Origin of the sequence: Pseudomonas sp. GM30 (assembly GCF_000282275.2) — a bacterium.
Lineage (GTDB): Bacteria > Pseudomonadota > Gammaproteobacteria > Pseudomonadales > Pseudomonadaceae > Aquipseudomonas.
This window is the reverse complement of sequence record NZ_AKJP02000032.1, coordinates 196,736-221,470: the sequence shown is the minus strand read 5'-3', so window position 1 is coordinate 221,470 and position 24,735 is coordinate 196,736. Positions and strand designations below refer to the sequence as shown.

Sequence of the window (24,735 nt, the reverse complement as noted above, 5' to 3'; positions counted from 1 at the left end):
TCACACCCCCTTCACTACGTCAGCGGTGACGATTGGCACACCCAGTTGGGCGGCGAGATTCATCGCCGCGATTATCAAGTTGCCGATGGCCAGCGGGTACAGCAGCGACACCGTTTCATCACGGCCGCCGCTACGCTTTGGCTGAGACAGGCGCGCCGCGATTGCCTGAATGCCGCTTTCGTCGATGACTTCGGCGAGCGGTTTGCCGGCCCGGTCAAAGCGGAATTTCAGAAACTCTTCCAGCCGGGAGGTTTCAATCGGCGTAAGGGTGACCCGCTCGCAGCGCTGAACAACCTCGCGCACATCGGCGTTTCGTTCGCTCAACTTCACGCCCAGCTCCGGCTGGCCGATCATGATGATGCTGACCAGTTTGGTGAACCCGACTTCCAGCTCAAGGATGCGCTTGAGGTGCTTGAGCGTGGGAATCGGCAGGCTGTGGGCCTCTTCGATGACCAGGCAGTGGCGGTAGCCGGCGGCGTGGGATTCCTTCAACGCTTTGTGCAATTGAGCGAATCGCGCCTCAGGGCTGCTCTTAGGTTTGGCCAGCGGTGCAACGGCGGCCATCATCGATTCGGCAATGTGCGTGCTTTTCAGGGATTTGCCTTTGGTGTCGTTATCCTCAGACGCCAGCACGTAGGGTTCAATGATGATCACCGGGTCGTTGTTTTCGGCGATGCGGTTCACCAGGTCGCGCCGAAGCGTGCTTTTCCCCGCGCCCGATTCCCCCTCGACCGCGAGGAAGCCGCCGTGGCGAGCGGTTTGGTACATCACCTCCCGCACATAGCGAATATCCGGGCTGACCCACATGTCCTGAGCGCACTGCAACTCGTCGAACGGGTCGCGGAACAGGCTGAATGCTTTGCGGGTATTTGGCTGAATGGTCTGTTTTGGCAGTAACATAGGTTCGTCCTCCCCGGACGGCTCTTTCTTAAGGGCCGGATCTGCCGTGTTGGCGCACGGCAGATCCACTTCTTCAAATGCGTTGGCGATATCAGCGTCATTCGCGCCGGATTCGGTCAGGAACACACGAATGCGCCCCTGTAATTCGTCACTGTCCAGACTGCGCGGCCATTGGCCGTGGTTCAGCAGCTGGGCGACGGTGGCGCCGCTGAGGCCCAGCGATTCGGCCAAGGCCGATTGAGGGCGGCCCACCCCCTGCAAAACATGCTTCAGTTTCAACATCACTCACCTCCAACCGCTGCCAGCACCAGGCTGAACGGTTTGCGCATGACCTCGACAGGTCGTTTCAGCTCAGCCTCTACGGCGTCGAGCTGCTCTTCGGGAACTCCTTCCGGGTAACGCTGCTGTAGCCAACCAAACGTTTCCGCCGTCCAGAGGTTGCCCAGGCGCGGGCGCAGAAGCTTGGCGGCTTCGACGTGGCTGAGTGGGACAAGCTCGACAGTTGGGGCGTTGACGTTGAGGCTGGTGCCGCGCCGTGGCATGTAGGCCGGCAGCACTGTGTCGTTAACGTGTTTGTGCGGATCGATCAGGCCGCCGAACGGAACGGCCTTGGCTTTGCGGGCCGCTTCGGCGTCCGCCTGATTGGTGGTGCCGGTAGCGATTTGCTCCAGCACTTTGCGAGACAACTGGGCCGGCGTCTCGGCGTGGCGCTTGTACGTTTCGCCGATGGTCGCGGAGGTTTCAGCAAAGCCGAACTCATCCAGCCCGATCCGCTCGACGACGTGATAGTTCTCGCGGCCATCGGCCCCGATCAACACGGCGATTGCCGTGTCTTTGTCGCGCCAGCAGTTGCGGGTGATCAGCAGCTTTTCGCCTACCATCACCTCTGGCACAGAGCTGACATCGAACTGAACGCCACGGAACGAAACACGCAGCAGGTTGCTGACTTTGCGGTATTCCGGCGTGCTGACGGCCAGCTCTCGACAAATCTCAACGCTTGGCGCAAGGCGCAGTTGTTCCTGCCGGATCAACTGCCAGACGCCGTACCGGGTACGCCGGGTGCGGGTATGGACGGAAGTTGCGTTGAAGTACCGCATCCACTGGCCGGCCCACGCGTTGATCTGCTCCAGGCTTTCCGCCGCCTGAAACTTGAGCGCGCTTTCGAATTCCCGTTCGACGATGTTGTGAGCCTGTTCAACTTGGCCCTTCGCCCGAGCGTTGCCGACCTGGTTGATGATCAGGTCAATGGACATGGCGCGGCAGAGGTTACGGAAAATACCGCTGGTCATGGCCGCGCCGGGGTCGGTCATCAGAATCCATGGCACGCCGTGGAATGGGTCAGATTCGCCGCGCTTCTGCATTGCGTTGATCAGGACATTGCACAGGTTCTCTGCCGATTCGGCGCCGAGGACGTACTCGAGGTACAACGTGCCGCTGGTGTGATCTGTAATCACATAGCGCCACAGCCGCTGACGTTCGATCTTCTTCAGGTTGCCGGGCTTGCCGTCGTAGAACTCGGCCTTGTTCATCACCCGCGCCCCGTCATCTGCCAGGTAGAACTGAGTCGAGATCGACGCGTCCACCTGCCAAACGTGGTTTGGGTGCTTGCTGGCCAGCGACACCGCCGGGGCGTCGTGCAACAACTGCTCGGGGTGTAATTTGTAGGCACGTAGTGCCCGGCTGATCGCGCCGTTGGTCAACGGCCGGAACACGCCTGTTTGTTCATCCACGCGGCCGGCCACGATCATGTTGTTACTGCGTAGCCGTTCCACGGCCCGCTCGATGGTGGACAACTGTTTGTTGTTGGCGCGGATCGACTCCAGCAACACAGCCGATATCTTCCGGGCTTCGTCAATCGGCAGCGCGCTGCACCCGGCGTCGTTGCGGCGCTTGCGGGGCTTTGCCACACGAATCTCCTTCAGCTTGCGCTGCAAGGTTTGAAGGGACACACCCAGCTCGGCCGCGCCCGCCTGGTAAACGGCGGTACGCTGGCCGTGCGGGGCGTTCTCGGCGCGTTGGGCGATTTGGGCCAACTGCTGGACTTGTACCGGATTCATGGCTTAAGCCTCGGGCGCCGTCATCCACACCGGGGCGCTGCCTTCGGCGTGTTCGGGGAGGTTGAATTCGCTGCGGACGGTGGCGAGGGTGACCTCTAATTGCCGGATCAGATCTGCCTGATATCCCCTGTGGTCTGCCCCGTTTGCGGCGCCGTGTTCGGCCATTTGAGCGAATCCGTCACGCAATTCGCCGAGGATCTTGGCCTCGATCTCAAACTGGATGTCTACGACCTCGGCGCGCAAATCTTTGATGACATCGTCCGGCGTGGCGGTTTGGATGCGTTTGCGGTTTTTCTCCAGCTCCTGCTTGGCGCTATCCAGCTCTTTGGCTTTCTTCGCCATGACTTCGCCTTGGGCTTCGTAGTCGGCGTTGACGTCATCAAGCCGCTGAGTCAGTGCCTCTTTTTCTTTGGCGTGTTTGGCAATGACCTCTTCTGCAAGGTCTAGAAATGCTTCCTTATCTCCGGCCTTGGCTATCTCAATCAGCGCGGCTTGCTCGTCTGGCGGGAGGCGGCGGTATTGGCGCAGTTCGCGGTAACCGATGCCCATGCGTGACATCGAATCAAGCGCGGCTTCGCCGAGGGTACGAAGGTTGGCAATGTCTTCATCGACCTGCTGGCGCGAACGGCCAAGCAATGAGCAGAACTCGTCCCAAGTGCCCGCGAACTGCTGACCGTCAGCAGTTTTCTTCCCGCTCAAACCCCGATAAAGCTTGGTTTCCTTGACGTAGGCGAGTTTAGAAGTGCTGACCGTCAGCGAAAATTTTGCAAAGGATTCGGCCATCTGTGCTTGGCCGAGTAGCTGATTAACGAGGTCACGCTCATCGCTATGCGATGCCTGGAGGGAGGCCATTGCGTTCTGATTCGCGGTCAACATTTCGCCGTCCAGAACAGGCAGTTCCGGGCTGTCTACGGGTTGAGTTTTTGTACGTGCCATGCGGTTCTCCTTAGATCTGCGAGCCAGCGGCGACCCGCTGAGTGATTTCATTCATGCGGCGATTCACGCCAGCCATGTGTTCGACGTGTGCCTGTGCGATCTGCAGCATCACGATGGAGTGGGCAAAGCGGCCGTTGTCGAGCTTCACCGCAAGGCCTTCCTCGATCAGAACCTGCATCGCCCGAGTGACGTTGCTCGGGCTATCACCGGCTATCTGAGCCAGTTCGGCGTTGCTGAGTCCGGTGACCGTGTGGCCTTTCAATGCTTTTAGAACGCGCAGCACGCGGCCCGCGCTGGATGCGGTGCGGGTCATGGCCGCTCCTCCAGTTCAAGTTGTGGTGTTTGGGTTTGGCTGACGTTGCCCCGATGCCAAGCGAGGCCTTCCATCGCGGCTTGTATCGCGGCCAAGGTTTCATCGGCGTCGCAGTTCTTCGCGTAGAAAGCCAACAGCTTGCCCGCCGCCGTGGTTAGTACTTCCTGCAGGGCCTGCGTGTCCTGCGCGGTGCAGTTCCGGCCTGTGGGGATAGCAATGGTCAACTGCCCGGCGCTGGCGGCAATCCAGCGGGTGACGTAATCGCAGCCGCAAGCACGTTCGTAGGGCCGAATCAGGTTGGCCGGCATGCGGCCAGTTTGTAACCATTTGTAGACCGACCAGTGATCCGCAACGCCCATTTCATCGGCGATCCGATCCACGTTTTTGTTTTGGATTTCCTTAGCGAAGTCCTTACATAGCTCAAGGGCGTGGCGCAGGGACGTCGGCTGTAGGTTTTTCCAGCGGCGGCGGCTCATTGGAATGTTCCTACAAGGGCGTCTTCCAAATAAAAATCCGTTTTGCACATAGGCAAAAGGATTACTGCGGGTGCAATGTTTTCGGGTACATTCGCAAACTTGGACATGAGAAATGACCGACCGGATTGAAAGGCTAGAGGCACAAGTGAACGCACTGGCGCAGGGTTGGTTACGCCTTGCTGCAATTCTTGAGGTTGACGGGCTTGTAGCACCGGGGCGTATTGACCGAGCGTTAAAGCCTGTTCAGTGGCCGGGTCAACCGATTGAGGCAGAGGCAACCAAAACACTTGCCTGGCTGTGCGATCAGTTGGCCGAAGCGCGTGATATCCGCAGGATTTCCGCTGGAGGGTAATCATCACGCCGCCATCGCTACTGATCGTTTGAGGCCGAGCTTTACGGCGATTTCATGCGCTTTGCCGTAGTTGGCTTTTGCTTGGCCATTGAGGACGCGGTACACCTCGTTTCGGGTGTAGCCGTTTTCGGTAGCCCATTCGGTAATGGTTTTGCCGACCTGACGAAAGTTTTCTTTCACTTGGTCGGCGGTTAGGGCTTTGGCATGGGTGGCCATGGTGGTGGCTCCTGTGATGCAAAGATAATTGGGTTATGTGGCAATCATGATGGTATCTAAAAAGATACCTGTCAATAGCAGAGGTGTGCTTTTGAATATCGGAGAACGCCTCAGGGAAGAGCGCGAACGGCTGGGCTATAGCCAGTCAGCTATTGGAGCCGTCGGGGGCGTGAAGAAGCTTGCTCAATTGAAGTACGAGCAAGGCGAACGTTTTCCCGGCGCGGACTACTTGGCCGCACTTGCGAAAATAGGCGTGGATACGCTGTATATCGTTACTGGCGAGCGATCTGCCGGCTCGCTCACCGCGGACGAAACTGAGTTGCTTGAACGATTCAGATCCGCGCCATTGGCAGTGAAGGCTGCGGCTATAGCAGCCGTGACCGCAGGTTCTGCTCAGGTAAACCAAACGTTTCACGGGTCGGTGGGCCAGTCGGTGGCCGGCAACATCACCAACAAGTCAGGCGTTACCTTCAATGTTGGGGATGTGAAAACAAAGGAGTAACCCATGAAGCAGGATTTTCATGGCGGCGTGGGCCAAGTGGCCGGGGGCGACATCACCAATTTCGGCGTCAACATCAGTCTTGTTAACAATGACAAGGTAGAGGTTCGAGGCTTAGTGTCTGCTCAGCGTAAAGAGCTACATGAGCTGCGCGCAAAGTGCGAGGAGCTGGGGGCTGATCCACGTGACGTTTGGCGTAGAGTTCACGCTCAGCTCGGGGTGACCTCGATTAGCGAAATCACCTCAGAGCAGTTCGTTCACGCACGAAGCGTGATGCAGGCAAGGTTGGAATTCTTACAAGAAAAGGCAGATAAACGCCGACTGGTGGGTAAGGTCTTGCGGGTCGTAGCCGAGAAAGATGCAAAGACCGAAATGAACAATTTCTGTGAGTTGAACTTCGGCCGCACTCATCTAGAAAACCTTCAGAAACCGCAGCTCCAGCAAACCTTAGAGTTCGTTCAGGGCTTCCAGCCTGTAATGCCACCAGCGGCGCCGGTAGTCGGGATAGGAGTTGTCTCGATTCGCGAGTTCCTCGTTGTACACAAACAAAACGCAGCCGTACTGTTTTGTCTAGGCGTGTTGATCGGTGGGATTTTTTTCTGAACAGGTTTTCTGTTCAGATCGAAAGTTGAAAAGTCATTTCTGCAGGGAGCGTGATTGATGAAAAGAGTTTTTGGTGTGTTGTTTTTGGTGGCCGCAGTTGCGCAGGCGGAACCTTTTAAGGATGCAAGCCCTGAGTCACTGAAGCAGGCCACGCAACAAATGAACGCCCTGAGCAAAGCCATGACTGATGGCGTTGCCATCCTGAAACGCGGAGATCCGGCCGCTATCACTGCCCACAGTAAGCGTTTTTCCGCGCTGGTAGCTTCAGGGGAAAGCCAATTCGGCACCACAATCTTTGAGCCGCTTGGGAGTTGCGGCATCGCAGGTAATTTTTCCCGCACTTGGTGGAATGCTCAGTTGTTTGCGGCTTACAAGGGTGGCATTGAGCAGAGACCTGGTTCAATCAGGGACGCCCTCAGTGAGTTTCAGGCAAAGCGAGATGAGTGTCTCCAGTCCTCAGACCCTGTGATTGCAGCGAAGGCCGCCGCTGAAAGTGATGCGGATCTTAAGAAAAAGTTTGGCGGAGGCCGAGAGTGCCTCACGGTCTTCACGGTTGACTCCGAGACTAAGGAACTCGTTGAGAAACCTAAACCAGCCCACTGCAAAAGCTGACTAACACGAGGCCTCTGGGCGACGGACTATCCCGTCTTTTGCTGAATCGCTACAGGCAAACAAACGAAGAGAGTGAACATGGGAAATCAGTCATTCAATGGCGAAGTCGGGCAAGTGGCTGGCGGCAATATCATCAATAACTTTGATATGGACGGTTTGGCTGATAAAAGTCGTGAAGAAGTGGCTCAGTTGCTGATTGAATTGCGTGAGCGTCTGGCAGATGCGCGTAAAAGAATATTCTTCAACCCGCTCACTGGATGGATGACCTTCGGCGCGGTGACATTCCTCATAGAGCTGTTTTCTGGAATCGCATTTACACACCATCTGGTGATCCCGGCAACCATGCTATTTGGGGTTCTGGTGCCGTACATTCTCTTCCTTCCCAAGCAAAGAAAGTATGGTCGGCTGGTTTATACCTATCGGGAATGCATCGACTACGTCGAGATCTTTCAACACCGCCGTGGCTGGAGCTGAGGTTTTCATGGGACATCAAATTTTTAACGGCAGCATCGGTCAGGTTGCGGGCAAGAACATCATCAACCACCCGAAATGGGATCAGCTGTCCAATGATGAATTGAAACGCGTTATGGCCGAGTACAAGAGAGAGCGGCGCGGCGCGTTCCTCAGGCAATGGATCAATCCGGCCGCACTGCTGCTTTTGCTGGCCTGCATGGCGTTTGGCGTCTGGGGTTGGTACATGCTCAAGATTGATGGCCTTATTGGCGAAATCAGCACCGCCAAATGGGTTGGTTTTGGTTGTTTTACCGTTGTGCTCACTGGCTCCGCACTGTGGTTGCACTTGATACGGCAAGCCGCCGCTACGACTATCTCTGAGTTAGATGCAGATCTGAAAGAAATCAGCAGTGTGCTACGGTTTAGAAGGGCCAAGCGCTAGAGTTGATCTGCCTGTTCAAGTTGTAGCTCGCTAGTTTCGGTTGTTGTGTACTGCTAAAAAAACAAAATACGTAAATCACCAGATAATCAAGCTAGGGAGCGTTCAAAAATGGCAAAGAATAAAACCGATAAAGGCCAAGAACCCGGAGGGAAAGACAAGCATCAGGTGACCAACGACAATGGAAAGCAGCGATCAAGCAACGGTGAAATTCGCCATAAGCCAGGCTTCCCGGGCGTAGTGGATACTGTTTCTCCACCCTCGAAAAAGCCCGGTCGCAGCAGTGGAGGCGGAGATGGTAACCAGTGCTGACCTTCAAACCCGCTGGGACAACATGCTTTTCGGCATTCGCAGATCCTCCCGTTATCATCAGTGCAGGCGAGGTTTTTTTGACCGTATCGACCGCCTCTCCAATATCGCATCGTTAGTGCTTGGATCAACGGCATTTGTTGGAGTACTTCAGGGGCCGGAAACAAAAGTCCTGGCGCTCTGGACTTCCGCCGTCGTTGCTCTTCTTGGGGCTGCAAATCTTGTACTGGGGAGTGCGATCCGCGCTCGCGACCACAGTGACTTTATGCGTAGGTATGTCGAGCTTGAGCGGCGCATGCTGCAACCCGCCTCCGAAGCGCTTTTGCTATCTATCACTGCTGATAGATTGAGCATCGAGGCGGACGAGCCACCTGTATTGCATGTGCTCAACTGTATTTGCCACAACGATCAGCTGCGCGCAGATGACGGTGACGCGGATCAGTACGTACCGATTGGGCCTCTGCAACGTTTCTTCTCACCGTATTTCGATATCTGTGCCCATTCGCTCAAGAAGGTCGCAGACAAAACCAAGACTTAAGCAAAACCTCTTTAAACTCGATTAAAAGCCCTCCTGTACCACGCCGCCCATGATGGCGGCGTGTGTATTTCTGGCGCCCGAAAACAGCGGCGCCGTTACAGGAGGCGCCCATGCGACCCGAAAACCCTCGCGGCATCCGCAACTTCAATCCCGGCAATATTCGCCACGCTAAAGGCGTGCGTTGGCAGGGCATGGCGGCAACTCAAACCGACTCCAACTTCGTTCAGTTCAACGGACCGCGCTGGGGTATCCGCGCCATCGCCCGCGTACTGATTACCTACCAGGACAAGCGCCAAGCCGCAGACGGAAGCCGAATTGATTCCGTGCGCGAAATCATCGAACGCTGGGCGCCGCCATCCGAAAACAACACCGAGGCCTACGTTCTTACGGTGGCCCGCGCTCTGGGCCTCGCCCCGAACTTTGAAGGCGTGGACGTCTACGACTTTGACGTCATGCGCTTATTGGTGCCGGCAATCATCCGCCATGAGAACGGCCCCGGCCCACTGCCCGGCGGGGGCTGGTACGGCGATAGCCTGATTGCTGAAGGGTTGTCCCTTGCCGGCATCGAGCGCGGCGCCACTCACGGCCAAAGCGTGAGGGCCTCCGCATGAGGCTCATCTGCGACTGGCGCCGCTGCTACAAGCTCTACAGCGTCCAGCTCGGGTTGCTGATTGCGTTCTTCGGTCTAGCGCAACTGGAACTGTTGCCGATGTGGCAGGAGCAGCTTTCGCCCAAAGCATACGCGGCCTTGAACAGCGGCTTGGCATTGGTTCTGTTCATTGCCCGCTTAATCAAGCAAGGCCCAGATCAGGAGGCGCTCAAATGAGGCTGAACCTGTTTGGCCGGGCCTTGGGCGCGCTACTTGCCGGCTTGTTATGTGGCCATACCTGGGCCGCCACTTATCAAACCCTCGGAACGTGGGGCGGCCCGCAAATCATCCCTTTTAGCCGCCGGGGTAAGACCGGCATCGCCGCCGCGAAACGCCTCGCCCGGAAGTCTCGCAACCGCCGGAGACAGCACCATGGGCGCGCTTGATCAGATTGTCTGGCCGCGCTCGGCCCGAATTCTCGCCATTGCCTTCGCCTGCCTGTTGAGCGCACTCGCGGGCGGCGCCGCTACCGCTGGCTTCGCCTTCAGCTATGCGAAAGCGTTGGGGGACACAGACCTCGCGAACCTCAAAACCGAACAAGCGGAACAGGCCGCAAAAGCGGCGAATGAAAGCCGGCTGTTGTTGCTTCAGCAAGTCGCACGCGTCAACGAAGCCGAGGCGTTGATGTACGCAACTATCGACCAACTCGCCGAAGAAAAACGTCAACTGCAGGAGCGGATTCCCCATGTCACGACCCAATACATTCCGGCGCCTGGCGCTGCGGCTAAGCCCGTTCCTCATTGCGTGTTCACTGCTGGCTGGTTGCGCGACTACAACACCGCCCTTGGCGTGCCCGCCCCAAGATCCGGCGCCGCTGACTCCGCGTCTGAAAAAGCGGCCCGGCCCGCCCCCGGCACTGACGCCGAACTACTGGAAAGCGGCGTCACTCCGGCAGACATCCTTGCCCACGCCCAGGACTACGGCGAGTGGGCACGTACCAACCTCGCCCAGCTCAATGAGCTGCTCGATTTACGAGAAAAGGACTGACGCCATATGGCTGTAGGCGACGTTTCGGAAGACGACAGCGAAGAAGCAGTGAGGCGCGTACGACAAGGCGAGATGTTTATCCGCTCAGGCGTTTCGGCCTACCGCTGTGAAACCTGCGGCGATGCGATCCCCGAGGATCGGCGCCAGAACGAACCAGGCACGGAACACTGCGCCGATTGTATCGACGCGCTGAAACACTCAACACGGCGGGGCTTTCGATGAACATGAATGAAATGAACTTCGGTTTCCAGACCGTGCAATGGCTGATCCTGACGGTACTGGGCATCTACACCTGGCTCACCAAACGCCAAGCGGCGAGCGCCCAAGAACTGCTGGAACTGCGCACCCGGATCGTCGCGCTTGAGGAGCATGTGCGGCATCTCCCTGACCAAACCGCCGTGACCGACTTGCTGGGCGATATGAAGGCGGTACGCGCCGAACTGTCGGGGGTCAAGGATGCGCTTGGCCCTTTAGCCCGTTCGCTGGATCGGATCAATGACTACCTGCTGCGAGAAAAGACATGACCCCATATTCCGACTTTCTGCGCCAAGACATGCGACTGGTGATCTTGCGATTGTTGGTGGAAATGCCCGGCTACCGCGCCAACAGCTCGGTGCTGAATACGGCCCTCGATAACTTCGGCCATACCGCGAGCCGTGATCAGGTGAAGACCGAACTGCAATGGCTGTCTGAGCAAGGCGCCCTCAGCATCTCCGACGTTGGCCCGGTGCTGGTGGCAACCCTCACCGAGCGCGGGCAAGACATCGCCGCCGGCCGCGCCCGCGTTCCAGGCATCAAACGGCCGGGGGCCTGACCATGGCGGGCAAATCCTCGATCAACCGCCTGCCGCCGATGGTCAAGGCGTACATCCAAAAGTTACTGCGTGATGACCGCATGACGCTCGATGACATGCTGGCCGATATCCGGGCGCGCTTCCCCAACGAGAAAGCCCCGAGCCGCAGCGCTTTAGGCCGCTTCAAAGTGGGGTTCGAAGAACTGACCGAAAAGGCCCGCCAGCAGCGTGAAATGGCCGAGGCGTTTGTGGGCGCGTTCGGCGAGGACTCTTCGGACAAGACCGGCGCGCTGTTGGTCGAAGCTATCTCGACGCTGACCTATCAGGCCGCCATGGGCGCCCATGAAAAGGACGAGGTCACCATTGCCGAAGTCTCCGCACTTGCCCGAGCCGCCAAGGCCACCATGGAGGCCCGGACAATGAGCGTGAAGGAACGGCAGACCATCGAGCGCGCCGCCCGCGAACGTCTGCTCCGCGAGCAAGCGGCCGAACTGGATAGCGCCGTGAAGGCCAAAGGCATGACCGAAGAACAGGCCATGTTCTGGCGTCAGACGTTCCTGGGCGTGAAGCAATGAAAGCCTCGGCCAGCACCCTGCGTGTCGTCGAGTGGGACGAACTTCCGCCAAGCGTTCGTCAGATCCCGGAAGGCTACAACCCAATCGCCGAAGGGATTCTGATGGCGCACCAGGTGGACTGGCTGCGCATACAAGCTCAGATCAAACTTTGCGAAAAAGGCCGCCGCACCGGCATCACCTTTGCGGAGGCGCTGGACTCCGTCATTACCGCCGCTTCGCAAAAATCTGCGGGCGGCATGGACTGCTTCTACATCGGCGACACGAAAGAGAAAGGCCTGGAGTTCATCGGCTATTGCGCCAAGTTCAGCCGTGTGATGGCTGAGGCTCAAGCATCCGGCGTCAGTGAAATTGAAGAGTTCCTGTTCGATGACCAGGACGAAGCCGGCAACACCCGGCAGATCAACGCTTACCGCATCCGCTACGCCTCCGGCTTCAAGATCGTTGCGCTGTCCAGTAACCCGGCAGGCGTTCGCGGCCTGCAGGGCAAAGTCATCATCGACGAGGCGGCATTCCACCGCGACGTTTCCGCCGTCCTCGACGCCGCCACGGCGCTCCTGATCTGGGGTGGCCGTATCGTCATCATCAGCACTCACAACGGTAAGGGCAACGCGTTCAACCAGATGGTCAACGACATCCGGGACAAGCGCTACGGCGACAGCGCCGAGGTCTACCGCGCGACCTTTGACGACGCCGTGGCCAACGGATTGTTTGAGCGCGTGTGCTTCATGGCCGGCAAGCAAGCCACGGCGGAAGACAAGGAAGCCTGGTACAAGAAAATCCGTAACGCCTACGGCCCCCGTAAGGCGCAGATGCGGGAAGAACTGGACGCCATCCCCCGCGACGGCAACGGCGTATGTATTCCCGGCGTGTGGATTGATGAAGCGATGCGCCCCGGCCGAGAAGTTCTGCGCTTAGCGCTGGACGATGACTTTACGTTGCAGCCGGTCTACCGCCGTGAGGCCTACGTCGATGACTGGATTGAGCGTTACCTGACGCCCCTGATGCAGCACGCGTTGGCCCCCGATCTGCGCCACTTTTTGGGCATGGACTACGCCCGGCACCGCGACTTCTCCATTATCTGCCCGATGTCTGTCGATCAATCCCGGCTGCGTGATGTGCCGTTTGTAGTGGAAATGCACAAGGTGCCAACCCGGCAGCAAAAGCAGGTTCTGTTCTACATCCTGCGCGGGCTGCCGCGTTTCGTCGGCGCCGCGCTGGACGCCACCGGCAGCGGCGAAACATTGGCCGAAGAAACGGCCGATGAGTTCGGCCGCAACCGCATCCAGCAGGTGAAGATCAGCCGCTCCTGGTACGGCGCGTGGATGCCCAAGTTCGTGCAGTTGTTCGAGGACGGAGCAATCACATTGCCGCTTGATGATTCGCTGCACCAGGACGTGCGCTCCATTGAAATGGTCGACGGCATCCCGATGATAGTTAAAGCCCGCTCACAAGACCTCAAAGACCCGGATCTCTACCGCCACGGCGATTTCGCGGGGGCCGGCGCGCTGGCCAACTTCGCCACGCTTGAAGTCAGCTCAGGCCCGGTATCGGTCAAATCACGCCGGCCCCGTCAGGGCAAACGCATCACTCAGGGGTACGCATGAACAAGCAAGGCTTGTGGGTCAGCCCCACCGAATTCGTTAGCTTTGCCGATGCAAAGCGCAGCTCTACGCTTGATCAACATATCGCCACCCGTGGCCGTTCCAGCACAAGCGGTTCCAGCGGCGTCAACCTGCCCAACCCTGACCCGATCCTCAAAGCGCAGGGCAAAGACATCACGGTTTACCGCGACCTCCGCAGCTCGGCATTGGTCGGTGGCAACGTTCGTCGTCGAAAGGCTTCAGTGCTGTCTCTGGAGCGCGGCATCAAGCGTGCCGATGCGCCGATCAAGGTGGAACGCTTTATTCGCGATTGGCTCACCGATCTCGACCTTGACCGCATCATTCGCGAGCTGCTCGATGCGTCGCTGTTCGGCTATCAACCGGTTGAACTGATGTGGAAACCGGTGGGCATGAATCTGGTACCGGAAGACTTGCTCGGCAAACCGGCCGAATGGTTCTTCTACGACAAGGACAATGAACTGCGCTTTCGTTCCAAGGAAGCGGGCCAAGACGGCGAGCTTTGCGACCCGCAGCGCTTCATTGTTGCCCGACAGGACGCGACCTACGCCAACCCTTACGGCTTCCCGGATCTGAGCATGTGCTTTTGGCCGGCGACCTTCATGAAAGGCGGCCTGAAGTTCTGGGTTCAGTTCACCGAGAAATACGGCAGCCCGTGGGTCATTGGCAAACATCCACGCGGCGCCGCCGATAGCGAAACTGATTTGCTGCTCGATAGCCTTGAGGCCATGGTGCAAGACGCTGTGGCAGCGATCCCGGACGATTCCAGCGTGCAAATCATTGAAGCCGCCGGCAAGGCCGGCAGCGCCGAGGTCTACCGCGAACTGCTGGAGTACTGCCGGAGCGAAATCAACGTCGCCATGCTCGGCCAAAACCAGACCACCGAAAAAGACAGCAACCGTGCCAGCGCTACGGCCGGCGCCGAGGTCACCAAAGACATTCGCGACGGCGATGCCGGCATCGTTGCGGCCTCACTGAATGCGTGCATTCGTTTGGTCGTCGACATCAACTTCGGCTCCGATGTGGCGGCGCCGTTGTACGAGTTGTGGGAACAGGAAGAAATCGACAAGACGCTTGCCCAGCGCGACAAGGCGCTGACGGATTCCGGCGTGAAGTTCACCGATGCGTATTGGAAGCGCACCTACAACCTGCAGGACGGCGATCTTGCACCGGCGGCGGCCACCATCGATTCGCCAGAGTTCGCCGAGGCGCCCCTGCGGCCGCTGCTGGATCAGATTGCAATCGACCAGGCTATCGACAGCCTGCCCGCAGAAGCGCTGCAACAACAGGCAGAACAGGCCGTTGCCCCATTCATCGAAGCCTTGCAACGCGCCCGCGATGACTCGGAGGCGCTCGGCTTGTTGGCCGAAGCGTTCCCACAGATGGACGCGGAGACACTCCAGCAACAGCTCACGAACCTGTTGTTCATCGCCGATACCTGGGGCCGGCTGAGCGTCAGCGCCGACCGGGAGGATTGACATGGCTGCCTCGGACAAGCGCCTCAGCCCGACCGACCTCAAAGCCATTTTTGGCCTTGAACCCGCGAAGGCAATTGCTTACCTCAAATTCAAGGGCTACGCGATTACCTGGAACTGGCAGGACATGCTCGACCAGGCGCACGACCAAGCCTTCACCGTCGCCAAGGCTATGCGCCTCGATCTGCTGTCCGACATTCGGGCGGCGCTGGAAACCGCGCTACAGGACGGCCAGACGCTCAAGCAGTTCATCACGAATATGCAGCCGACACTGGAATCTCAGGGCTGGTGGGGGCAACAGGTCATTGTCGATAGCGAAGGCGTTGGCGAGCTGGTGCAACTGGGCAGCCCGCGCCGGCTCAAGACGATCTACCAGACCAACCTGCAAAGCGCCTACATGGCCGGCCGCAAGGCGGAGATGGAACAAACTACCGAGACGCACCCGTACTGGATGTACGTAGCCATCCTCGACGGCAAGACCCGACCAAGTCACCGGGCGCTGCACGGCCAAGTGTTTCGCCACGATGACACGATCTGGTCGGCGATCTTCCCGCCCAACGGGTTCAACTGCCGTTGCCGCGTGGTTGCATTGACCGAGGCGGCCGTAAAACGTCGAGGCCTGACAGTCGTTTCGAGCGCCGGCCGGTCGTTCACCGAAACCGTCGAAACCGGCACGGACAAGCGTACCGGCGAAATCAGAACGGCCACGGTTACAGGTTTGCGAACCACCGATGCCGAAGGCCGGGCCATTACCTTCCGCACCGATCCGGGCTTCAACCACGCGCCAGGCACTGGGCTAGCCGAGGCGTTGAAACGCAAAGAAGCGGCCGCTTAGGAGGCGCACCATGTTCACCATTGAGTTGGATCACCAGCGCCTGCAGAACGCATTGCGCAAAGTCGAATGGGCAGTGGGGGATCTCGCGCCATTGATGCGCAGCGCCGCCGCTGAGCTGCTGAGTCAGACCGAAGAAAACTTTGAGAGTGAAGGCCGCCCTGACTGGGCTGATTTATCGGATGTCACCACCGAGCGCCGGGAAAAGAGCGGCAACTGGCCTGGTCAGATTCTACAGGTCAGTTCTGCGGGGTTGGCGGCATCGGTGACCAGCGCCGTAACCGACAGCTCAGCGCTCGTCGGCAGCAACAAACCCTACGCGGCGATGATGCACTTCGGCGGGAACAAATCGGAGTTCCCGCACCTGTGGGGAGATATCCCGAGTCGACCGTTCTTGCCGATGGACGCCGAGGGCGTTATTCAGCCCGAAGCAGAAGAAGCCATTCTTGACTTGGCCTTACACCATCTAAATAAAGCGGCCCGCCTGTAAGACCCTCTGACGGGCATAAGAACCAATCTTGGTGTGCCTCATCCAACCGCATCAATCAAGAACGTTGTAAACGCTTTATAAAGCCGCGCAGCTATCTTGTCCGTAGACATTTTGGGTTACCAATCCCAATCATCCTCGGAACGGTAGTATTCCCCAAAAAGATGGCTAGGAGCGCCAGTGTACGGGTGGTCGTCCCGGTCAAACTCGACCGCCTTAATTTTGTGAAGAACAAGCGTCATGGGAACGTATTCAATTCCGCGAGTTGGCCTGTTCAGATCATGTGGTGGCCGCAATACTTGCCCCGCTGAATCCATTGAAACGACATGGGCGAAAAGAACGATATTAAGTCCGCCACTATTTTGAGCAGACTCAAATATCACGCCGTCGATTCGAGGCGTATGTTGCGTACTTAGGTACTCAGCAATGACCTGAGTCGTCAGGTATTCATGCTCGTGCTTTGGCAAGACAGGATTTTTGATTTTGCCGTGAAAGGTGGTCAAAAATTTTCGACGTTCCATTTTTAGCCGGTACTCAGGATCGAACAAGCTCAATGGAGCGTGTTCATAAGCATCCTCAAGACGCTTGAAATCGAGTACGCGAAGATCCCTTGTCAATTTGAACTGCCCGCTAATGACGAAACCTCCTACCGGAGGACGAAGCTCTGCAACGCAGGTTTTTCTTTCAAAGGCACCATAAAAAACGGGAACACCTTCCGGGTTCATTCGGCCCGCCCGAGCTTTCTCTTTTGGAGGGGCGCCGAGTTGGTCATCCGGGTTTCTTGCAATTTCTTGAGCTTCCGCTAACGAACACTCGCGGGCTCGAAACAACTCTACATTCCCGTCCGCCTTGATCGTTCGTACCACGCCGTCTTCGTTAAGGTCCGAGGTGCTACCACGCCGGAACGAATCAATGCTCCCAAAAAGCCATTCAAGAAACTCTTTGCCACTTTGATTGAAAAAACGGCTTTTGTGCATGATGCCGCTTTTGAAATCTCTCCATTTTCGCTCAGTCTCTACCGGCCAGAATTGGAGCCGCGAGTAAAGGCCAAACTCATCAAATCTAGGCTCATCACCTTGCATGATCTGCCATTGGGAACAGGAAACTAGTTCACCACACACGTCACCTACCAGCGGTGCACAGGAATCACCACAACCCAATATCTCGGCCACGTGAAAAGTAAGTTCGTCCCCTCGTTCTCCATAGGGAGCACTTTCGAAAAAAGCGTACATCACCTCCGCAACTAAGTCGGAAAGGCGGCCTATCGAAATGGCTTTCCTTTTCTTTCCGCAATAGAAACAACCGGTCGATCTCCCCTCGCTCCTGATGAGCTGCTGAAGATGGTCGTCATCCACGCACCCGTAGCACACCATTGCTTCCTGATCATCCATACCTAACCTCTACGCGAAATTCGAAGCAAGTTCATTGGGTCGAATCATCGCATTGGCTGATGTGCCTCTCCAAGACTAGGCGCCGATACTCTTTAAACTCGATTAAAAGTCATGAGCCGTCCATAGGCTCAGGCTGTGCGCATCCCCCCCACGCAGCGCACAACCATGAAACCACTGCACATCTTCAAGCCCGGCAGTCATACCGCCATGAACGGCGCCAGCTTTGACTTCAGCGAGTCCGATCTGGCCGCCACTGTGAGCGCGTATGACCCGGCCTTGCACGAAGCCCCGATGGTCATCGGGCACCCCAAGCACGACGCCCCAGCGGCCGGCTGGGTGAAGTCGCTGACCGCTACTGCCAATGGCCTGATTGCCGAACCCCAACAGGTAGACCCAGCGTTCGCAGAGCTGGTGGACAAGGGCCGCTTCAAGAAAATTTCCGCCTCGTTCTATCACCCCGATGCCGCCAACAACCCGGTGCCGGGTGTGTACTACCTGCGCCACGTCGGCTTCCTCGGCGCCCAGCCTCCGGCCGTGAAAGGCCTGCGCCCCATCGAACTGGCGGACGGCGAGGAAGGCGTCGTCGAGTTCGGCGACTACGGCCACGAACTCAACTCAGATATGTGGCGCCGGTTCCGCGAATGGCTCATCGGCAAGTTCGACAAAGAAACCGCCGACCAAGTGGCCCCGTCGTGGGCCATCGACAGCCTCTCCGAAATCGCCCGACAGCCTGAGCCGGGCTCTCAGCCCGCTTTCTCTGAACCGTCCCGACCCAACGAGGTAACCAGCATGTCCGACAAAGACCCCGCCGCCCTTGAGGCAGAGAACAAACGCCTGAAAGCCGACATCGCCAAGCGTGACAAGGCCGCCCGTACCGCCGCGCAAGAAGCCATCCACGGGGCCAACGTCGCGTTCGCCGAAAAACTGGTGGCCGCTGGCATGAAGCCGGTACACGCCCCAGCCGTGATTGCGGCGCTGGATTACGCCGATTCCAGCGAAACCCCGCTGGAGTTCGGCGAAGAGGATGCCCGCGAGCCATTGGTCGACGGCTTGAAGGCGATCTTCGCTGACCTGGCCGGCGGCGTGAGCTTCGCCGAAATCGCCACCAAGCAGCGCGCCGGCAAGACCGTTCCAGAAACCAACAACCCTCTGCTGGCCGACGCCGAAGCCCGCAACAAACGATAGGAGGCCCCCATGGCCACGTTTAACCAACCGAAAGATCCGGGCGATTTGCTGCTGGTCGAAGTCTTCCCCGGCTGGACGAAGGACAGAGTCACGCTGCTGGCCGGAGTGCATTACGCGTTCGGCCAGGTGCTGGCGAAAGTGTCCGGCAAGTACCAGGTGGTCGACTTCGCCGGATCCGGAGCGGCCAAAAAATCGGCGGCGGTTTTGATTGAAGCCGTTGATGCCACAACCGGCGACCAGCCGGGCGTAGTGATCTCTCGCGGGGCCGTTCTCGACCTCGCCGAACTGGCTTGGCCCGAAGGCGTTACTGAAGCCCAAAAAGCCACCGCCCTCGACGAACTCAACGCCCTGGGCATCGTTGCCCGCACGGCCCTCTGATCTGGAGTAGTCCATGAATCTGCAAGACATGTTCAGCGTCGCCAACCTCACCGCCGCCGTGAACAAGCTTCCCTCCGTTCCCGGCAAAGTCGGCGCGATGGGGTTGTTCGACGAAAAAGGCGTTACCAGCACCAGCGTCGTTATCGACGAGCGCGAGGGACGCCTGATCCTCGTTCCCAATACCTCGCGCAACGACGACCCGGCGCCGATCAAAGGCGGTACCCGTAAACGCCGGACTTTCGAAACACTGCACTTGCCGCTCAACCGGCCGATCCTGCCAAGCCAATTGCAGGGCGTTGCCGCATTCGGCCAGGAGTCCACCACCGCGCCTGTGGCGACGGTGATCAATGACAACCTGCAGGAGTTGAAAAACAGCATCGAAGCCACTCGCGAATTCCAACGTGTTGGCGCATTGCGCGGCAAGCTGCTGGATGCGAACGGCGATGTGCTGTTCGACCTGTTCAAAGAATTCGAAGTATCTCAGAAGAAAATCCCGGTTGCCCTGAGCAACAAGGATACCGACGTACGCAAACTCTGCATGGTTGCCAAACGTCACGCCGAATCCAAACTCGGCGGCGTGATGGTTACGGGTTTCCGCTCACTCTGCGGGCCGGATTGGTTCGACGCATTCGTCGACCATGAAAAGGTTAAAGCCGCATTCGCCAATTACCAGGAGGCGCAGGATCGCCTCGGCGGCGATGTGCGCTCGGGCTTTACCTTCGGCGGCATCGAGTTCATCGAATACGACGTGACCGTCAGCGGGCAGCGATTCATTCCGGCCGACATTGCTCAAGTGTTCCCGGTGGCCCGTGGCGTGTTCCGCATGTTCAACGCCCCGGCGAACTACAACGAAACCGTCAACACCATCGGCCAGCCGTTCTACAGCAAGGCTGAGGAACGGAAGATGGGCAAAGGCTGGTATCTGGAGGCCCAGGCTAACCCGCTGGCCATGTGTCTGTTCCCTGAAGCCCTGGTCGAGTTGAAGGCGGGCTAACCCATGCGCTACTGCACCCGCGCCGATATCGGCAACGCCATCCCGGAGATGACGCTGATTCAGCTCTCCAACGATGACCCGGCCGCCATGTCGCCCAACGAGAACGTGATCGAGGACGGCGTGCGGCAGGCGGAAGAGCTGGTGGATGGTTACCTTCGGGGCCGCTACAACCTGCCGCTCGATCCTGTGCCGACCGTGCTGCGGGATGCGGTGGTTTACCTGGCGCGGCATTGGCTGTACCAGCGCCGCCCCGAGGGTGCGTTACCCGACGCGGTGAAGGACAGCCGCAAGGACACCATCAAGTTGCTGGAAAGCATACGGGACGGCGTGGTCACGCTGGGCATGCCCACGGGCCACGCAGCGTCGGAGCCGGGCGAGATTCGCGTTCGGGTACGCAAGCAGCAGTTCGACGCTGACACATGGGAGCGCTACTGATGAACGAGGCGCCGGCCAAAACCCAAACCGAGCAATTGATGGAGGGGATGCTGGAACGTCTGCGGGGCGCCTTCAGCGAGGAGCTGATGGTCGAGCTGTTCCCCGAGAATCCGCTCCAGTACCGGCTGAACCACCCGCGCGGGGCGATTTTGCTGGCCTACGGCAGATCCACCTTTGCCGGCTCAGAAAGCACGGATGCCGTGTTCCAGGCCCGAAGCATGACGCTTCGGCTGACGCTGGTGTTCCGCCAACTCAACGGCAAGGACGGCGTTGTTTCGTATCTCGACCGCATCCGAACCTGCCTCACCGGGTGGCGCGCCCCGCACTGCGACCAAGCGTGCCGTCCAGTTTTCGAACACTTCATCGGCCACATGAACGGCGTTTGGCAGTACGCGCAGGACTTCGCCACGCGCTCCACCCAACTGCAGTTGATGGCCCCGGAGACTGGGCCGCTTTTGACCGAACCGCGATTTGAGGAAATGCAATGAACCTGACCCGTTACCTCTACAAAGGCCCTCAGAGCGCCGCCTCCCTGCGGGTTGGCGAACAGCGTGAGCTGCTGGAGGTGCAATTGTCGCCGGGCAAACTCGTCAAGTTGCCGGCCGATCACGAATACACCCAAGTGCTGCTGGAGCTTCAGCATCTGGAACCGCTTGCGCCTGAAACCAAGGCCGCCGCCAAGGTTTCGCCCGCGCCTCAGAAAATCGAGAAGGAGTAACGCCCGATGGCCGCTAACTATCTACACGGTATCGAGACGCTGGAAGTCGAGCGCGGCCCGCGTCCGATCAAGGTGGTCAAATCCGCCGTGATCGCCCTGGTCGGCACCGCGCCTACGGGGCCGGTCAATCAACTGATCCAGTCTTTGAACGAAATCGACGGCGCTCAATTCGGCCCACACCTCGCCGGCTTTAGCATCCCGGAAGCGCTCGAAGGCATTTACGACTTCGGCTCCGGGACGGTGCTGGTCGTGAACGTCCTCGACCCCGCGATTCACCGCACTAGCGTTGCGGGACAGGAGCGCTCATTCAACGACAACGACCTCCTGCAGCTAGAGCACGGCGCGCTCCAGACGTTGACCCTCAAATCTCCAGAGGGCACGAACACCTACGTCAATGGCACCGATTACTCCGTCGACATGCTGACCGGCCGGGCGAAGCGCTTGCCCACCGGCACCATCCCCGTCAACGGCCCGGTCAAAGCCGATTACGCCTACGCCGATCCGAGCAAAGTCACGCCGGCCGACATCATCGGCGGCGTCACTGTCGCCGGCAAACGCACGGGCCTGAAGGCCTTCCAGGACAGCTACAACTTGCTGGGCTACTTCGGGAAGATTTTTATCGCGCCCGGCTACAGTACCCTGAACTCGGTAAGCGTTGAATTGATCGCGGCCGCAACCCAAGTCGGCGGCGTGGCTTACATCGACGCCCCAATCGGAACGACGGTTCAACAGGTCATTTCGGGGCGCGGGCCGGCCGGCGATATCAACTTCAATACCAGCAGCGACCGGGTGCGTTTGTGCTACCCACACGTAAAGGTCTATGACGCGCCGACTGATGGCGTCCGCCTGCAACCACTGTCTATTCGCGCCGCCGGCTTGCGGGCCAAGATCGATAACGACAAGGGCTACTGGTGGAGCAGCTCCAATCAGGAGCTGACCGGCGTCATTGGCCTGGAGCGGCCGCTCAGCGCCCGGATTGATGACGCATCGAGCGACGTCAACCTGCTGAACGAAAACGGCATCACCACCGTATTCAACTCATTCGGCACCGGGCTGCGCCTGTGGGGCAACCGGACGGCGGCCTGGCCGACCGTGACCCACATGCGCAACTTCGAAAACGTGCGGCGTACCAAGGACGTTATCGACGAATCGATCCGCTACAGCTCGCTTCAGTTCGTCGATCAGCCGGTGACGACTTCGCTGATTACCAGCATCACCGAGAGCGTGAATCTGCTGATTCGCAAGTTGATCGGCGACGAGGCACTGCTCGGCGGCGAGTGCTGGTACGACCCGGCCCGCAACCCGCAAACCGAGTTGGAACTGGGCCATGTGCTGTTCAGCTACAAGCTGGGCATTCCGCTGCCGTTTGAACGCGGCACATTTGAAACCGAAATCACCGGGGAATACCTGGTCAACCTGGGGGCACAGTAATGGCTGGCTTCAGCGCTCACCGCATATCCAACGCGAACGTTTACCTCGACGGCGCCAGCTTCTTCGGGAAGCTGGAAGAAGTCGACCTCGGCTCCATCAAAACCGTGACCAGCGACTTTCAGGGGCTTGGGATGGTCGGCCTGATCGAGCTGCCGGACGGCATCGATAAGCTGGAGGGCAAGTTCGTCTGGAACAGCCTGTACTACGAAGCGGCCAGCAAACTTGTGACGCCATTCAAAAGCGTCCAGTTGCAGTGCCGCAACAACGTTCAAGTGTTTAACAGCGCCGGCCTCGTCGAGGAGCTGCCGCTGGTCACTACGATGACCATTACCGGCAAGGAGTATCAACTCGGGGGCCATAAGCCGCGAGATCCTACCAAGTATGAAACGCCGTTCTCCGCCACGTATGTGCGTCAGGTTCTGAACGGACAGGAAATCGTCTTGCTGGATTGGCTGGCGAACATCTTCAAGGTTGGCGGGCAGGATCAGCTGTCTAAGTACCGTCAGAATATCGGCCAGGCTTGAACAACGAAACACGAAAAACGATAGCCGTTCCCTTTGTAACGCGCCGCTTTCTAGGATAGGAAAGCGGCGTTTTTCTTTGGGATCTCACCACAAAAGCTGTAACCAAAATCGCTCAATCAAAGGCTCATTAACCCGAAATCGCTCCTTGTTTGAGGCTTTTCCGTTGTGGTCGAGTGCTTTCGTAAATAGGATGTGTAGCGGCAATCTGATGCCGCGTAATTTTAAGGATGAAAAGATGGAATTTTCTGGAAAAGATCAACTGCTCTTTACGCTTCTCACTGACATTCATAAAGCGCTCAACATTAAGGACTCTATTGATGCTGACTTCATCCAGCGCATGATCTGCGCCGGGGAAGGATGGGCTCTGGCACATGCTTATCCAACCATGTTCCTGCGCGAGGAAACTCCACCGAATGTCAAATATGTCATGGATGTGTTGGATCTATGGCAACTCCTTGAACTCAGATATGCAGACCTCACAGAGGCCGAACGCGCTGAGTTGGATCTCTCAGCGGGCGACGTAATATTCCCTGGCTTCGACGGCAACAATGAAAGCGAGCTGCTTTCAATCGCACATGTGCTCACCGAGGATCTTGGTAAATGGGCGCACTTCAAGGGCAGGATCAAAAATTCGCATATGCCTACTACTGATCTTTATGGACGTATGTTGGAAGAGCTGGAAAAACAACGTGAACCTTACTCCTTCGAGCTAACCCTCGACCAGTTCAAGGCAGTTGTGCGGTCGCGAATTCATCCAGATAACCGGTGATTCGTCGCCTCCGGTAGAAAGAAGCTCCAAAGCCCCGCCAAGCGCGGGGCTTCTCTTTAAAGTCGATTAAAAGTCATCACCTCGGCCCAGTGAGATGCTCATGGCTCATTTAAAGCAACCTCTTTTGGAGCATCATAGATGGCCGACGAACTCAGCTTCACCCTCAAATTCCCCGTCAAAAGCGGCGACGGCAACACGATCAAAAAACTGCCGATCAAGCGCCTGAAGCGCAAAGACATCAGCGCCGCTCAAGCCGTTACGAAAGATGAAGGCGCGATGGAAGATCTGCTCATTGCAAAGATGCTGGGTGTCACTCTGGAAGATCTCGGCGAGTTCGACATTGCCGATTCGAAGTTAGCTACCGAGGTGTTGCGGGAAATGGCTAGCGGAGGAAACCTTGCTGGAATCTTGGGACGAGGCGCTGCTGCTGGTGCTGAGGCTCCAGCCGTCTGAAATCAGGCGGCTGGACATGGCGGAGTATTGGCGTTGGGTGGAAACCTGCAGGCGTGAGATCAACCGGCGGATCGAACTCGCCGATAAAGCGAGCGGCCGATAACCGCGACCAGCGCAACTACCACTCCCGCCAACCAAGCGCCGCCCGCTGCGACAGGGGCGGCTACCGAAGCCAGCAATGGCAAGCCGATGCAGAACACGACAACCGCAGCCCACAACGGCAGGTGCGCCAGGCAAAGCCAGGCGAGACCAATCACACCGGCGCCGATGGCCAGTGCATACAGAAAATTGGCGGTGCGTAGAGCGGCTTTTTCAAACATGCCCATAGCGTAGCAAA

37 protein-coding genes are annotated in these 24,735 nt (G+C 58.2%); 29 read left to right on the top strand and 8 right to left on the bottom strand.

Annotated features, from left to right (window positions below):
- Genes PMI25_RS27460 through PMI25_RS27440 form a run of 5 tightly spaced genes read right to left on the bottom strand, consistent with a single transcriptional unit; the run spans position 1 to position 4,682 of the window.
- The gene (locus PMI25_RS27460; RefSeq protein WP_007969383.1) at positions 1 to 1,182 is read right to left on the bottom strand and encodes an ExeA family protein; all 1,182 of its coding nucleotides are present in this window, start codon (positions 1,180 to 1,182) and stop codon (positions 1 to 3) included.
- On the bottom strand, positions 1,182 to 2,957 hold the full coding sequence (locus PMI25_RS27455) for a DDE-type integrase/transposase/recombinase (RefSeq protein WP_007969384.1): 1,776 nt from the start codon (positions 2,955 to 2,957) through the stop codon (positions 1,182 to 1,184). The genes PMI25_RS27460 and PMI25_RS27455 overlap by 1 nt, the downstream gene beginning before the upstream one ends.
- Before the next feature lie 3 nt (positions 2,958 to 2,960).
- Positions 2,961 to 3,893, bottom strand: a complete 933-nt coding sequence (locus PMI25_RS27450) for a hypothetical protein (RefSeq protein WP_007969385.1) — start codon at positions 3,891 to 3,893, stop codon at positions 2,961 to 2,963.
- A gap of 10 nt (positions 3,894 to 3,903) precedes the next feature.
- On the bottom strand, positions 3,904 to 4,206 hold the full coding sequence (locus PMI25_RS27445) for a helix-turn-helix domain-containing protein (protein ID WP_007969386.1): 303 nt from the start codon (positions 4,204 to 4,206) through the stop codon (positions 3,904 to 3,906).
- A complete protein-coding gene (locus tag PMI25_RS27440; protein WP_007969387.1) occupies positions 4,203 to 4,682 on the bottom strand; it encodes a hypothetical protein in 480 nt (159 codons plus the stop codon). Before PMI25_RS27440 ends, PMI25_RS27445 begins: the two co-directional genes overlap by 4 nt.
- A 112-nt stretch (positions 4,683 to 4,794) precedes the next feature.
- On the opposite strand from PMI25_RS27440, the gene PMI25_RS27435 reads away from it, so the two are divergent.
- Positions 4,795 to 5,034, top strand: a complete 240-nt coding sequence (locus PMI25_RS27435) for a hypothetical protein (protein ID WP_045122205.1) — start codon at positions 4,795 to 4,797, stop codon at positions 5,032 to 5,034.
- A 3-nt stretch (positions 5,035 to 5,037) separates the two neighbouring features.
- Here the strand turns inward: PMI25_RS27435 and PMI25_RS27430 are convergent, their stop codons facing one another.
- A complete protein-coding gene (locus PMI25_RS27430; RefSeq protein WP_007969388.1) occupies positions 5,038 to 5,250 on the bottom strand; it encodes a DNA-binding protein in 213 nt (70 codons plus the stop codon).
- 46 nt (positions 5,251 to 5,296) lie between these two features.
- On the opposite strand from PMI25_RS27430, the gene PMI25_RS27425 reads away from it, so the two are divergent.
- The 18 genes from PMI25_RS27425 to PMI25_RS27340 all read left to right on the top strand — a co-directional run bounded on the left by PMI25_RS27425 (position 5,297) and on the right by PMI25_RS27340 (position 16,123).
- On the top strand, positions 5,297 to 5,752 hold the full coding sequence (locus PMI25_RS27425) for an XRE family transcriptional regulator (protein ID WP_238547108.1): 456 nt from the start codon (positions 5,297 to 5,299) through the stop codon (positions 5,750 to 5,752).
- Positions 5,753 to 5,755: 3 nt separating this feature from the next.
- A complete protein-coding gene (locus PMI25_RS27420) occupies positions 5,756 to 6,352 on the top strand; it encodes a hypothetical protein (protein ID WP_007969392.1) in 597 nt (198 codons plus the stop codon).
- A gap of 57 nt (positions 6,353 to 6,409) precedes the next feature.
- Positions 6,410 to 6,964: a hypothetical protein gene (locus PMI25_RS27415; protein ID WP_007969394.1), complete on the top strand. Its 555-nt coding sequence runs from the start codon at positions 6,410 to 6,412 to the stop codon at positions 6,962 to 6,964.
- A gap of 78 nt (positions 6,965 to 7,042) precedes the next feature.
- Positions 7,043 to 7,438 carry a hypothetical protein gene (locus PMI25_RS27410; protein WP_007969396.1) on the top strand — a complete coding sequence of 132 codons (396 nt, stop codon included), beginning with the start codon at positions 7,043 to 7,045 and terminating at the stop codon, positions 7,436 to 7,438.
- A gap of 7 nt (positions 7,439 to 7,445) precedes the next feature.
- Positions 7,446 to 7,859: a hypothetical protein gene (locus tag PMI25_RS27405; protein ID WP_007969397.1), complete on the top strand. Its 414-nt coding sequence runs from the start codon at positions 7,446 to 7,448 to the stop codon at positions 7,857 to 7,859.
- Positions 7,860 to 7,967: 108 nt separating this feature from the next.
- Positions 7,968 to 8,168: a hypothetical protein gene (locus tag PMI25_RS29355; protein ID WP_007969398.1), complete on the top strand. Its 201-nt coding sequence runs from the start codon at positions 7,968 to 7,970 to the stop codon at positions 8,166 to 8,168.
- Positions 8,152 to 8,703 (top strand): hypothetical protein, encoded by a 552-nt coding sequence (locus tag PMI25_RS27400; RefSeq protein ID WP_007969399.1) that lies wholly within the window; start codon positions 8,152 to 8,154, stop codon positions 8,701 to 8,703. Before PMI25_RS29355 ends, PMI25_RS27400 begins: the two co-directional genes overlap by 17 nt.
- A 110-nt stretch (positions 8,704 to 8,813) precedes the next feature.
- Positions 8,814 to 9,314, top strand: a complete 501-nt coding sequence (locus PMI25_RS27395; protein WP_007969400.1) for a hypothetical protein — start codon at positions 8,814 to 8,816, stop codon at positions 9,312 to 9,314.
- Positions 9,311 to 9,529: a DUF7940 domain-containing protein gene (locus PMI25_RS27390; protein WP_007969401.1), complete on the top strand. Its 219-nt coding sequence runs from the start codon at positions 9,311 to 9,313 to the stop codon at positions 9,527 to 9,529. The genes PMI25_RS27395 and PMI25_RS27390 overlap by 4 nt, the downstream gene beginning before the upstream one ends.
- A 195-nt stretch (positions 9,530 to 9,724) precedes the next feature.
- Positions 9,725 to 10,339 carry a hypothetical protein gene (locus PMI25_RS27380; RefSeq protein ID WP_007969403.1) on the top strand — a complete coding sequence of 205 codons (615 nt, stop codon included), beginning with the start codon at positions 9,725 to 9,727 and terminating at the stop codon, positions 10,337 to 10,339.
- Positions 10,340 to 10,345: 6 nt separating this feature from the next.
- A complete protein-coding gene (locus PMI25_RS28410) occupies positions 10,346 to 10,561 on the top strand; it encodes a TraR/DksA C4-type zinc finger protein (protein ID WP_007969404.1) in 216 nt (71 codons plus the stop codon).
- Complete coding sequence (locus PMI25_RS27370) at positions 10,558 to 10,863, top strand: hypothetical protein (RefSeq protein ID WP_007969405.1); 306 nt, start codon at positions 10,558 to 10,560, stop codon at positions 10,861 to 10,863. The genes PMI25_RS28410 and PMI25_RS27370 overlap by 4 nt, the downstream gene beginning before the upstream one ends.
- Positions 10,860 to 11,153 (top strand): VpaChn25_0724 family phage protein, encoded by a 294-nt coding sequence (locus tag PMI25_RS27365; RefSeq protein ID WP_007969406.1) that lies wholly within the window; start codon positions 10,860 to 10,862, stop codon positions 11,151 to 11,153. The genes PMI25_RS27370 and PMI25_RS27365 overlap by 4 nt, the downstream gene beginning before the upstream one ends.
- Positions 11,154 to 11,155: 2 nt before the next feature.
- Positions 11,156 to 11,707, top strand: coding sequence for a phage protein Gp27 family protein (locus PMI25_RS27360; protein WP_007969407.1), 552 nt, complete (start codon positions 11,156 to 11,158; stop codon positions 11,705 to 11,707).
- Positions 11,704 to 13,311 (top strand): hypothetical protein, encoded by a 1,608-nt coding sequence (locus tag PMI25_RS27355; RefSeq protein ID WP_007969408.1) that lies wholly within the window; start codon positions 11,704 to 11,706, stop codon positions 13,309 to 13,311. Before PMI25_RS27360 ends, PMI25_RS27355 begins: the two co-directional genes overlap by 4 nt.
- Positions 13,308 to 14,804, top strand: coding sequence for a DUF935 domain-containing protein (locus PMI25_RS27350; protein ID WP_007969409.1), 1,497 nt, complete (start codon positions 13,308 to 13,310; stop codon positions 14,802 to 14,804). Before PMI25_RS27355 ends, PMI25_RS27350 begins: the two co-directional genes overlap by 4 nt.
- Position 14,805: 1 nt before the next feature.
- Complete coding sequence (locus tag PMI25_RS27345; RefSeq protein WP_007969411.1) at positions 14,806 to 15,636, top strand: phage head morphogenesis protein; 831 nt, start codon at positions 14,806 to 14,808, stop codon at positions 15,634 to 15,636.
- Positions 15,637 to 15,646: 10 nt separating this feature from the next.
- Positions 15,647 to 16,123, top strand: a complete 477-nt coding sequence (locus PMI25_RS27340; protein ID WP_007969413.1) for a phage virion morphogenesis protein — start codon at positions 15,647 to 15,649, stop codon at positions 16,121 to 16,123.
- A gap of 116 nt (positions 16,124 to 16,239) precedes the next feature.
- On the opposite strand, the gene PMI25_RS27335 is transcribed toward PMI25_RS27340, so the two are convergent.
- Positions 16,240 to 17,511 (bottom strand): RES family NAD+ phosphorylase, encoded by a 1,272-nt coding sequence (locus PMI25_RS27335; RefSeq protein ID WP_007969416.1) that lies wholly within the window; start codon positions 17,509 to 17,511, stop codon positions 16,240 to 16,242.
- A 165-nt stretch (positions 17,512 to 17,676) separates the two neighbouring features.
- On the opposite strand from PMI25_RS27335, the gene PMI25_RS27330 reads away from it, so the two are divergent.
- The 10 genes from PMI25_RS27330 (at position 17,677) to PMI25_RS27285 (ending at position 24,398) form a co-directional block, all read left to right on the top strand.
- Complete coding sequence (locus PMI25_RS27330) at positions 17,677 to 18,696, top strand: phage protease (protein ID WP_007969417.1); 1,020 nt, start codon at positions 17,677 to 17,679, stop codon at positions 18,694 to 18,696.
- A 9-nt stretch (positions 18,697 to 18,705) separates the two neighbouring features.
- Entirely contained in the window at positions 18,706 to 19,074 is a 369-nt protein-coding gene (locus PMI25_RS27325) for a head decoration protein (RefSeq protein WP_007969418.1), read from the top strand.
- Positions 19,075 to 19,087: 13 nt separating this feature from the next.
- Entirely contained in the window at positions 19,088 to 20,068 is a 981-nt protein-coding gene (locus tag PMI25_RS27320) for a major capsid protein (RefSeq protein ID WP_007969419.1), read from the top strand.
- 3 nt (positions 20,069 to 20,071) lie between these two features.
- Positions 20,072 to 20,503: a gp436 family protein gene (locus PMI25_RS27315; protein WP_007969420.1), complete on the top strand. Its 432-nt coding sequence runs from the start codon at positions 20,072 to 20,074 to the stop codon at positions 20,501 to 20,503.
- Positions 20,503 to 20,991 (top strand): Gp37 family protein, encoded by a 489-nt coding sequence (locus tag PMI25_RS27310; RefSeq protein ID WP_007969421.1) that lies wholly within the window; start codon positions 20,503 to 20,505, stop codon positions 20,989 to 20,991. The genes PMI25_RS27315 and PMI25_RS27310 overlap by 1 nt, the downstream gene beginning before the upstream one ends.
- Entirely contained in the window at positions 20,988 to 21,221 is a 234-nt protein-coding gene (locus tag PMI25_RS27305) for a hypothetical protein (RefSeq protein ID WP_007969422.1), read from the top strand. Before PMI25_RS27310 ends, PMI25_RS27305 begins: the two co-directional genes overlap by 4 nt.
- Positions 21,222 to 21,227: 6 nt before the next feature.
- A complete protein-coding gene (locus tag PMI25_RS27300; protein ID WP_007969423.1) occupies positions 21,228 to 22,652 on the top strand; it encodes a phage tail sheath subtilisin-like domain-containing protein in 1,425 nt (474 codons plus the stop codon).
- Positions 22,652 to 23,176: a phage major tail tube protein gene (locus PMI25_RS27295; RefSeq protein WP_007969425.1), complete on the top strand. Its 525-nt coding sequence runs from the start codon at positions 22,652 to 22,654 to the stop codon at positions 23,174 to 23,176. Before PMI25_RS27300 ends, PMI25_RS27295 begins: the two co-directional genes overlap by 1 nt.
- Positions 23,177 to 23,411: 235 nt before the next feature.
- Positions 23,412 to 23,945 (top strand): YfbU family protein, encoded by a 534-nt coding sequence (locus tag PMI25_RS27290; RefSeq protein ID WP_045122204.1) that lies wholly within the window; start codon positions 23,412 to 23,414, stop codon positions 23,943 to 23,945.
- A 138-nt stretch (positions 23,946 to 24,083) separates the two neighbouring features.
- Positions 24,084 to 24,398, top strand: coding sequence for a phage tail assembly protein (locus tag PMI25_RS27285; protein ID WP_007969427.1), 315 nt, complete (start codon positions 24,084 to 24,086; stop codon positions 24,396 to 24,398).
- Between the two features lie 59 nt (positions 24,399 to 24,457).
- Here the strand turns inward: PMI25_RS27285 and PMI25_RS27280 are convergent, their stop codons facing one another.
- Positions 24,458 to 24,724, bottom strand: a complete 267-nt coding sequence (locus PMI25_RS27280) for a hypothetical protein (protein WP_007969428.1) — start codon at positions 24,722 to 24,724, stop codon at positions 24,458 to 24,460.
- Between the last annotated feature and the right edge of the window lie 11 nt (positions 24,725 to 24,735).

Bases quoted from the DNA above. Each gene is read 5' to 3' on its own strand.
- PMI25_RS27460 (WP_007969383.1), bottom strand. From the start codon at position 1,182: ATGTTGAAACTGAAGCATGTTTTGCAGGGGGTGGGCCGCCCTCAATCG.
- PMI25_RS27455 (WP_007969384.1), bottom strand. From the start codon at position 2,957: ATGAATCCGGTACAAGTCCAGCAGTTGGCCCAAATCGCCCAACGCGCC.
- PMI25_RS27450 (WP_007969385.1), bottom strand. From the start codon at position 3,893: ATGGCACGTACAAAAACTCAACCCGTAGACAGCCCGGAACTGCCTGTT.
- PMI25_RS27445 (WP_007969386.1), bottom strand. From the start codon at position 4,206: ATGACCCGCACCGCATCCAGCGCGGGCCGCGTGCTGCGCGTTCTAAAA.
- PMI25_RS27440 (WP_007969387.1), bottom strand. From the start codon at position 4,682: ATGAGCCGCCGCCGCTGGAAAAACCTACAGCCGACGTCCCTGCGCCAC.
- PMI25_RS27435 (WP_045122205.1), top strand. From the start codon at position 4,795: ATGACCGACCGGATTGAAAGGCTAGAGGCACAAGTGAACGCACTGGCG.
- PMI25_RS27430 (WP_007969388.1), bottom strand. From the start codon at position 5,250: ATGGCCACCCATGCCAAAGCCCTAACCGCCGACCAAGTGAAAGAAAAC.
- PMI25_RS27425 (WP_238547108.1), top strand. From the start codon at position 5,297: ATGATGGTATCTAAAAAGATACCTGTCAATAGCAGAGGTGTGCTTTTG.
- PMI25_RS27420 (WP_007969392.1), top strand. From the start codon at position 5,756: ATGAAGCAGGATTTTCATGGCGGCGTGGGCCAAGTGGCCGGGGGCGAC.
- PMI25_RS27415 (WP_007969394.1), top strand. From the start codon at position 6,410: ATGAAAAGAGTTTTTGGTGTGTTGTTTTTGGTGGCCGCAGTTGCGCAG.
- PMI25_RS27410 (WP_007969396.1), top strand. From the start codon at position 7,043: ATGGGAAATCAGTCATTCAATGGCGAAGTCGGGCAAGTGGCTGGCGGC.
- PMI25_RS27405 (WP_007969397.1), top strand. From the start codon at position 7,446: ATGGGACATCAAATTTTTAACGGCAGCATCGGTCAGGTTGCGGGCAAG.
- PMI25_RS29355 (WP_007969398.1), top strand. From the start codon at position 7,968: ATGGCAAAGAATAAAACCGATAAAGGCCAAGAACCCGGAGGGAAAGAC.
- PMI25_RS27400 (WP_007969399.1), top strand. From the start codon at position 8,152: ATGGTAACCAGTGCTGACCTTCAAACCCGCTGGGACAACATGCTTTTC.
- PMI25_RS27395 (WP_007969400.1), top strand. From the start codon at position 8,814: ATGCGACCCGAAAACCCTCGCGGCATCCGCAACTTCAATCCCGGCAAT.
- PMI25_RS27390 (WP_007969401.1), top strand. From the start codon at position 9,311: ATGAGGCTCATCTGCGACTGGCGCCGCTGCTACAAGCTCTACAGCGTC.
- PMI25_RS27380 (WP_007969403.1), top strand. From the start codon at position 9,725: ATGGGCGCGCTTGATCAGATTGTCTGGCCGCGCTCGGCCCGAATTCTC.
- PMI25_RS28410 (WP_007969404.1), top strand. From the start codon at position 10,346: ATGGCTGTAGGCGACGTTTCGGAAGACGACAGCGAAGAAGCAGTGAGG.
- PMI25_RS27370 (WP_007969405.1), top strand. From the start codon at position 10,558: ATGAACATGAATGAAATGAACTTCGGTTTCCAGACCGTGCAATGGCTG.
- PMI25_RS27365 (WP_007969406.1), top strand. From the start codon at position 10,860: ATGACCCCATATTCCGACTTTCTGCGCCAAGACATGCGACTGGTGATC.
- PMI25_RS27360 (WP_007969407.1), top strand. From the start codon at position 11,156: ATGGCGGGCAAATCCTCGATCAACCGCCTGCCGCCGATGGTCAAGGCG.
- PMI25_RS27355 (WP_007969408.1), top strand. From the start codon at position 11,704: ATGAAAGCCTCGGCCAGCACCCTGCGTGTCGTCGAGTGGGACGAACTT.
- PMI25_RS27350 (WP_007969409.1), top strand. From the start codon at position 13,308: ATGAACAAGCAAGGCTTGTGGGTCAGCCCCACCGAATTCGTTAGCTTT.
- PMI25_RS27345 (WP_007969411.1), top strand. From the start codon at position 14,806: ATGGCTGCCTCGGACAAGCGCCTCAGCCCGACCGACCTCAAAGCCATT.
- PMI25_RS27340 (WP_007969413.1), top strand. From the start codon at position 15,647: ATGTTCACCATTGAGTTGGATCACCAGCGCCTGCAGAACGCATTGCGC.
- PMI25_RS27335 (WP_007969416.1), bottom strand. From the start codon at position 17,511: ATGGATGATCAGGAAGCAATGGTGTGCTACGGGTGCGTGGATGACGAC.
- PMI25_RS27330 (WP_007969417.1), top strand. From the start codon at position 17,677: ATGAAACCACTGCACATCTTCAAGCCCGGCAGTCATACCGCCATGAAC.
- PMI25_RS27325 (WP_007969418.1), top strand. From the start codon at position 18,706: ATGGCCACGTTTAACCAACCGAAAGATCCGGGCGATTTGCTGCTGGTC.
- PMI25_RS27320 (WP_007969419.1), top strand. From the start codon at position 19,088: ATGAATCTGCAAGACATGTTCAGCGTCGCCAACCTCACCGCCGCCGTG.
- PMI25_RS27315 (WP_007969420.1), top strand. From the start codon at position 20,072: ATGCGCTACTGCACCCGCGCCGATATCGGCAACGCCATCCCGGAGATG.
- PMI25_RS27310 (WP_007969421.1), top strand. From the start codon at position 20,503: ATGAACGAGGCGCCGGCCAAAACCCAAACCGAGCAATTGATGGAGGGG.
- PMI25_RS27305 (WP_007969422.1), top strand. From the start codon at position 20,988: ATGAACCTGACCCGTTACCTCTACAAAGGCCCTCAGAGCGCCGCCTCC.
- PMI25_RS27300 (WP_007969423.1), top strand. From the start codon at position 21,228: ATGGCCGCTAACTATCTACACGGTATCGAGACGCTGGAAGTCGAGCGC.
- PMI25_RS27295 (WP_007969425.1), top strand. From the start codon at position 22,652: ATGGCTGGCTTCAGCGCTCACCGCATATCCAACGCGAACGTTTACCTC.
- PMI25_RS27290 (WP_045122204.1), top strand. From the start codon at position 23,412: ATGGAATTTTCTGGAAAAGATCAACTGCTCTTTACGCTTCTCACTGAC.
- PMI25_RS27285 (WP_007969427.1), top strand. From the start codon at position 24,084: ATGGCCGACGAACTCAGCTTCACCCTCAAATTCCCCGTCAAAAGCGGC.
- PMI25_RS27280 (WP_007969428.1), bottom strand. From the start codon at position 24,724: ATGGGCATGTTTGAAAAAGCCGCTCTACGCACCGCCAATTTTCTGTAT.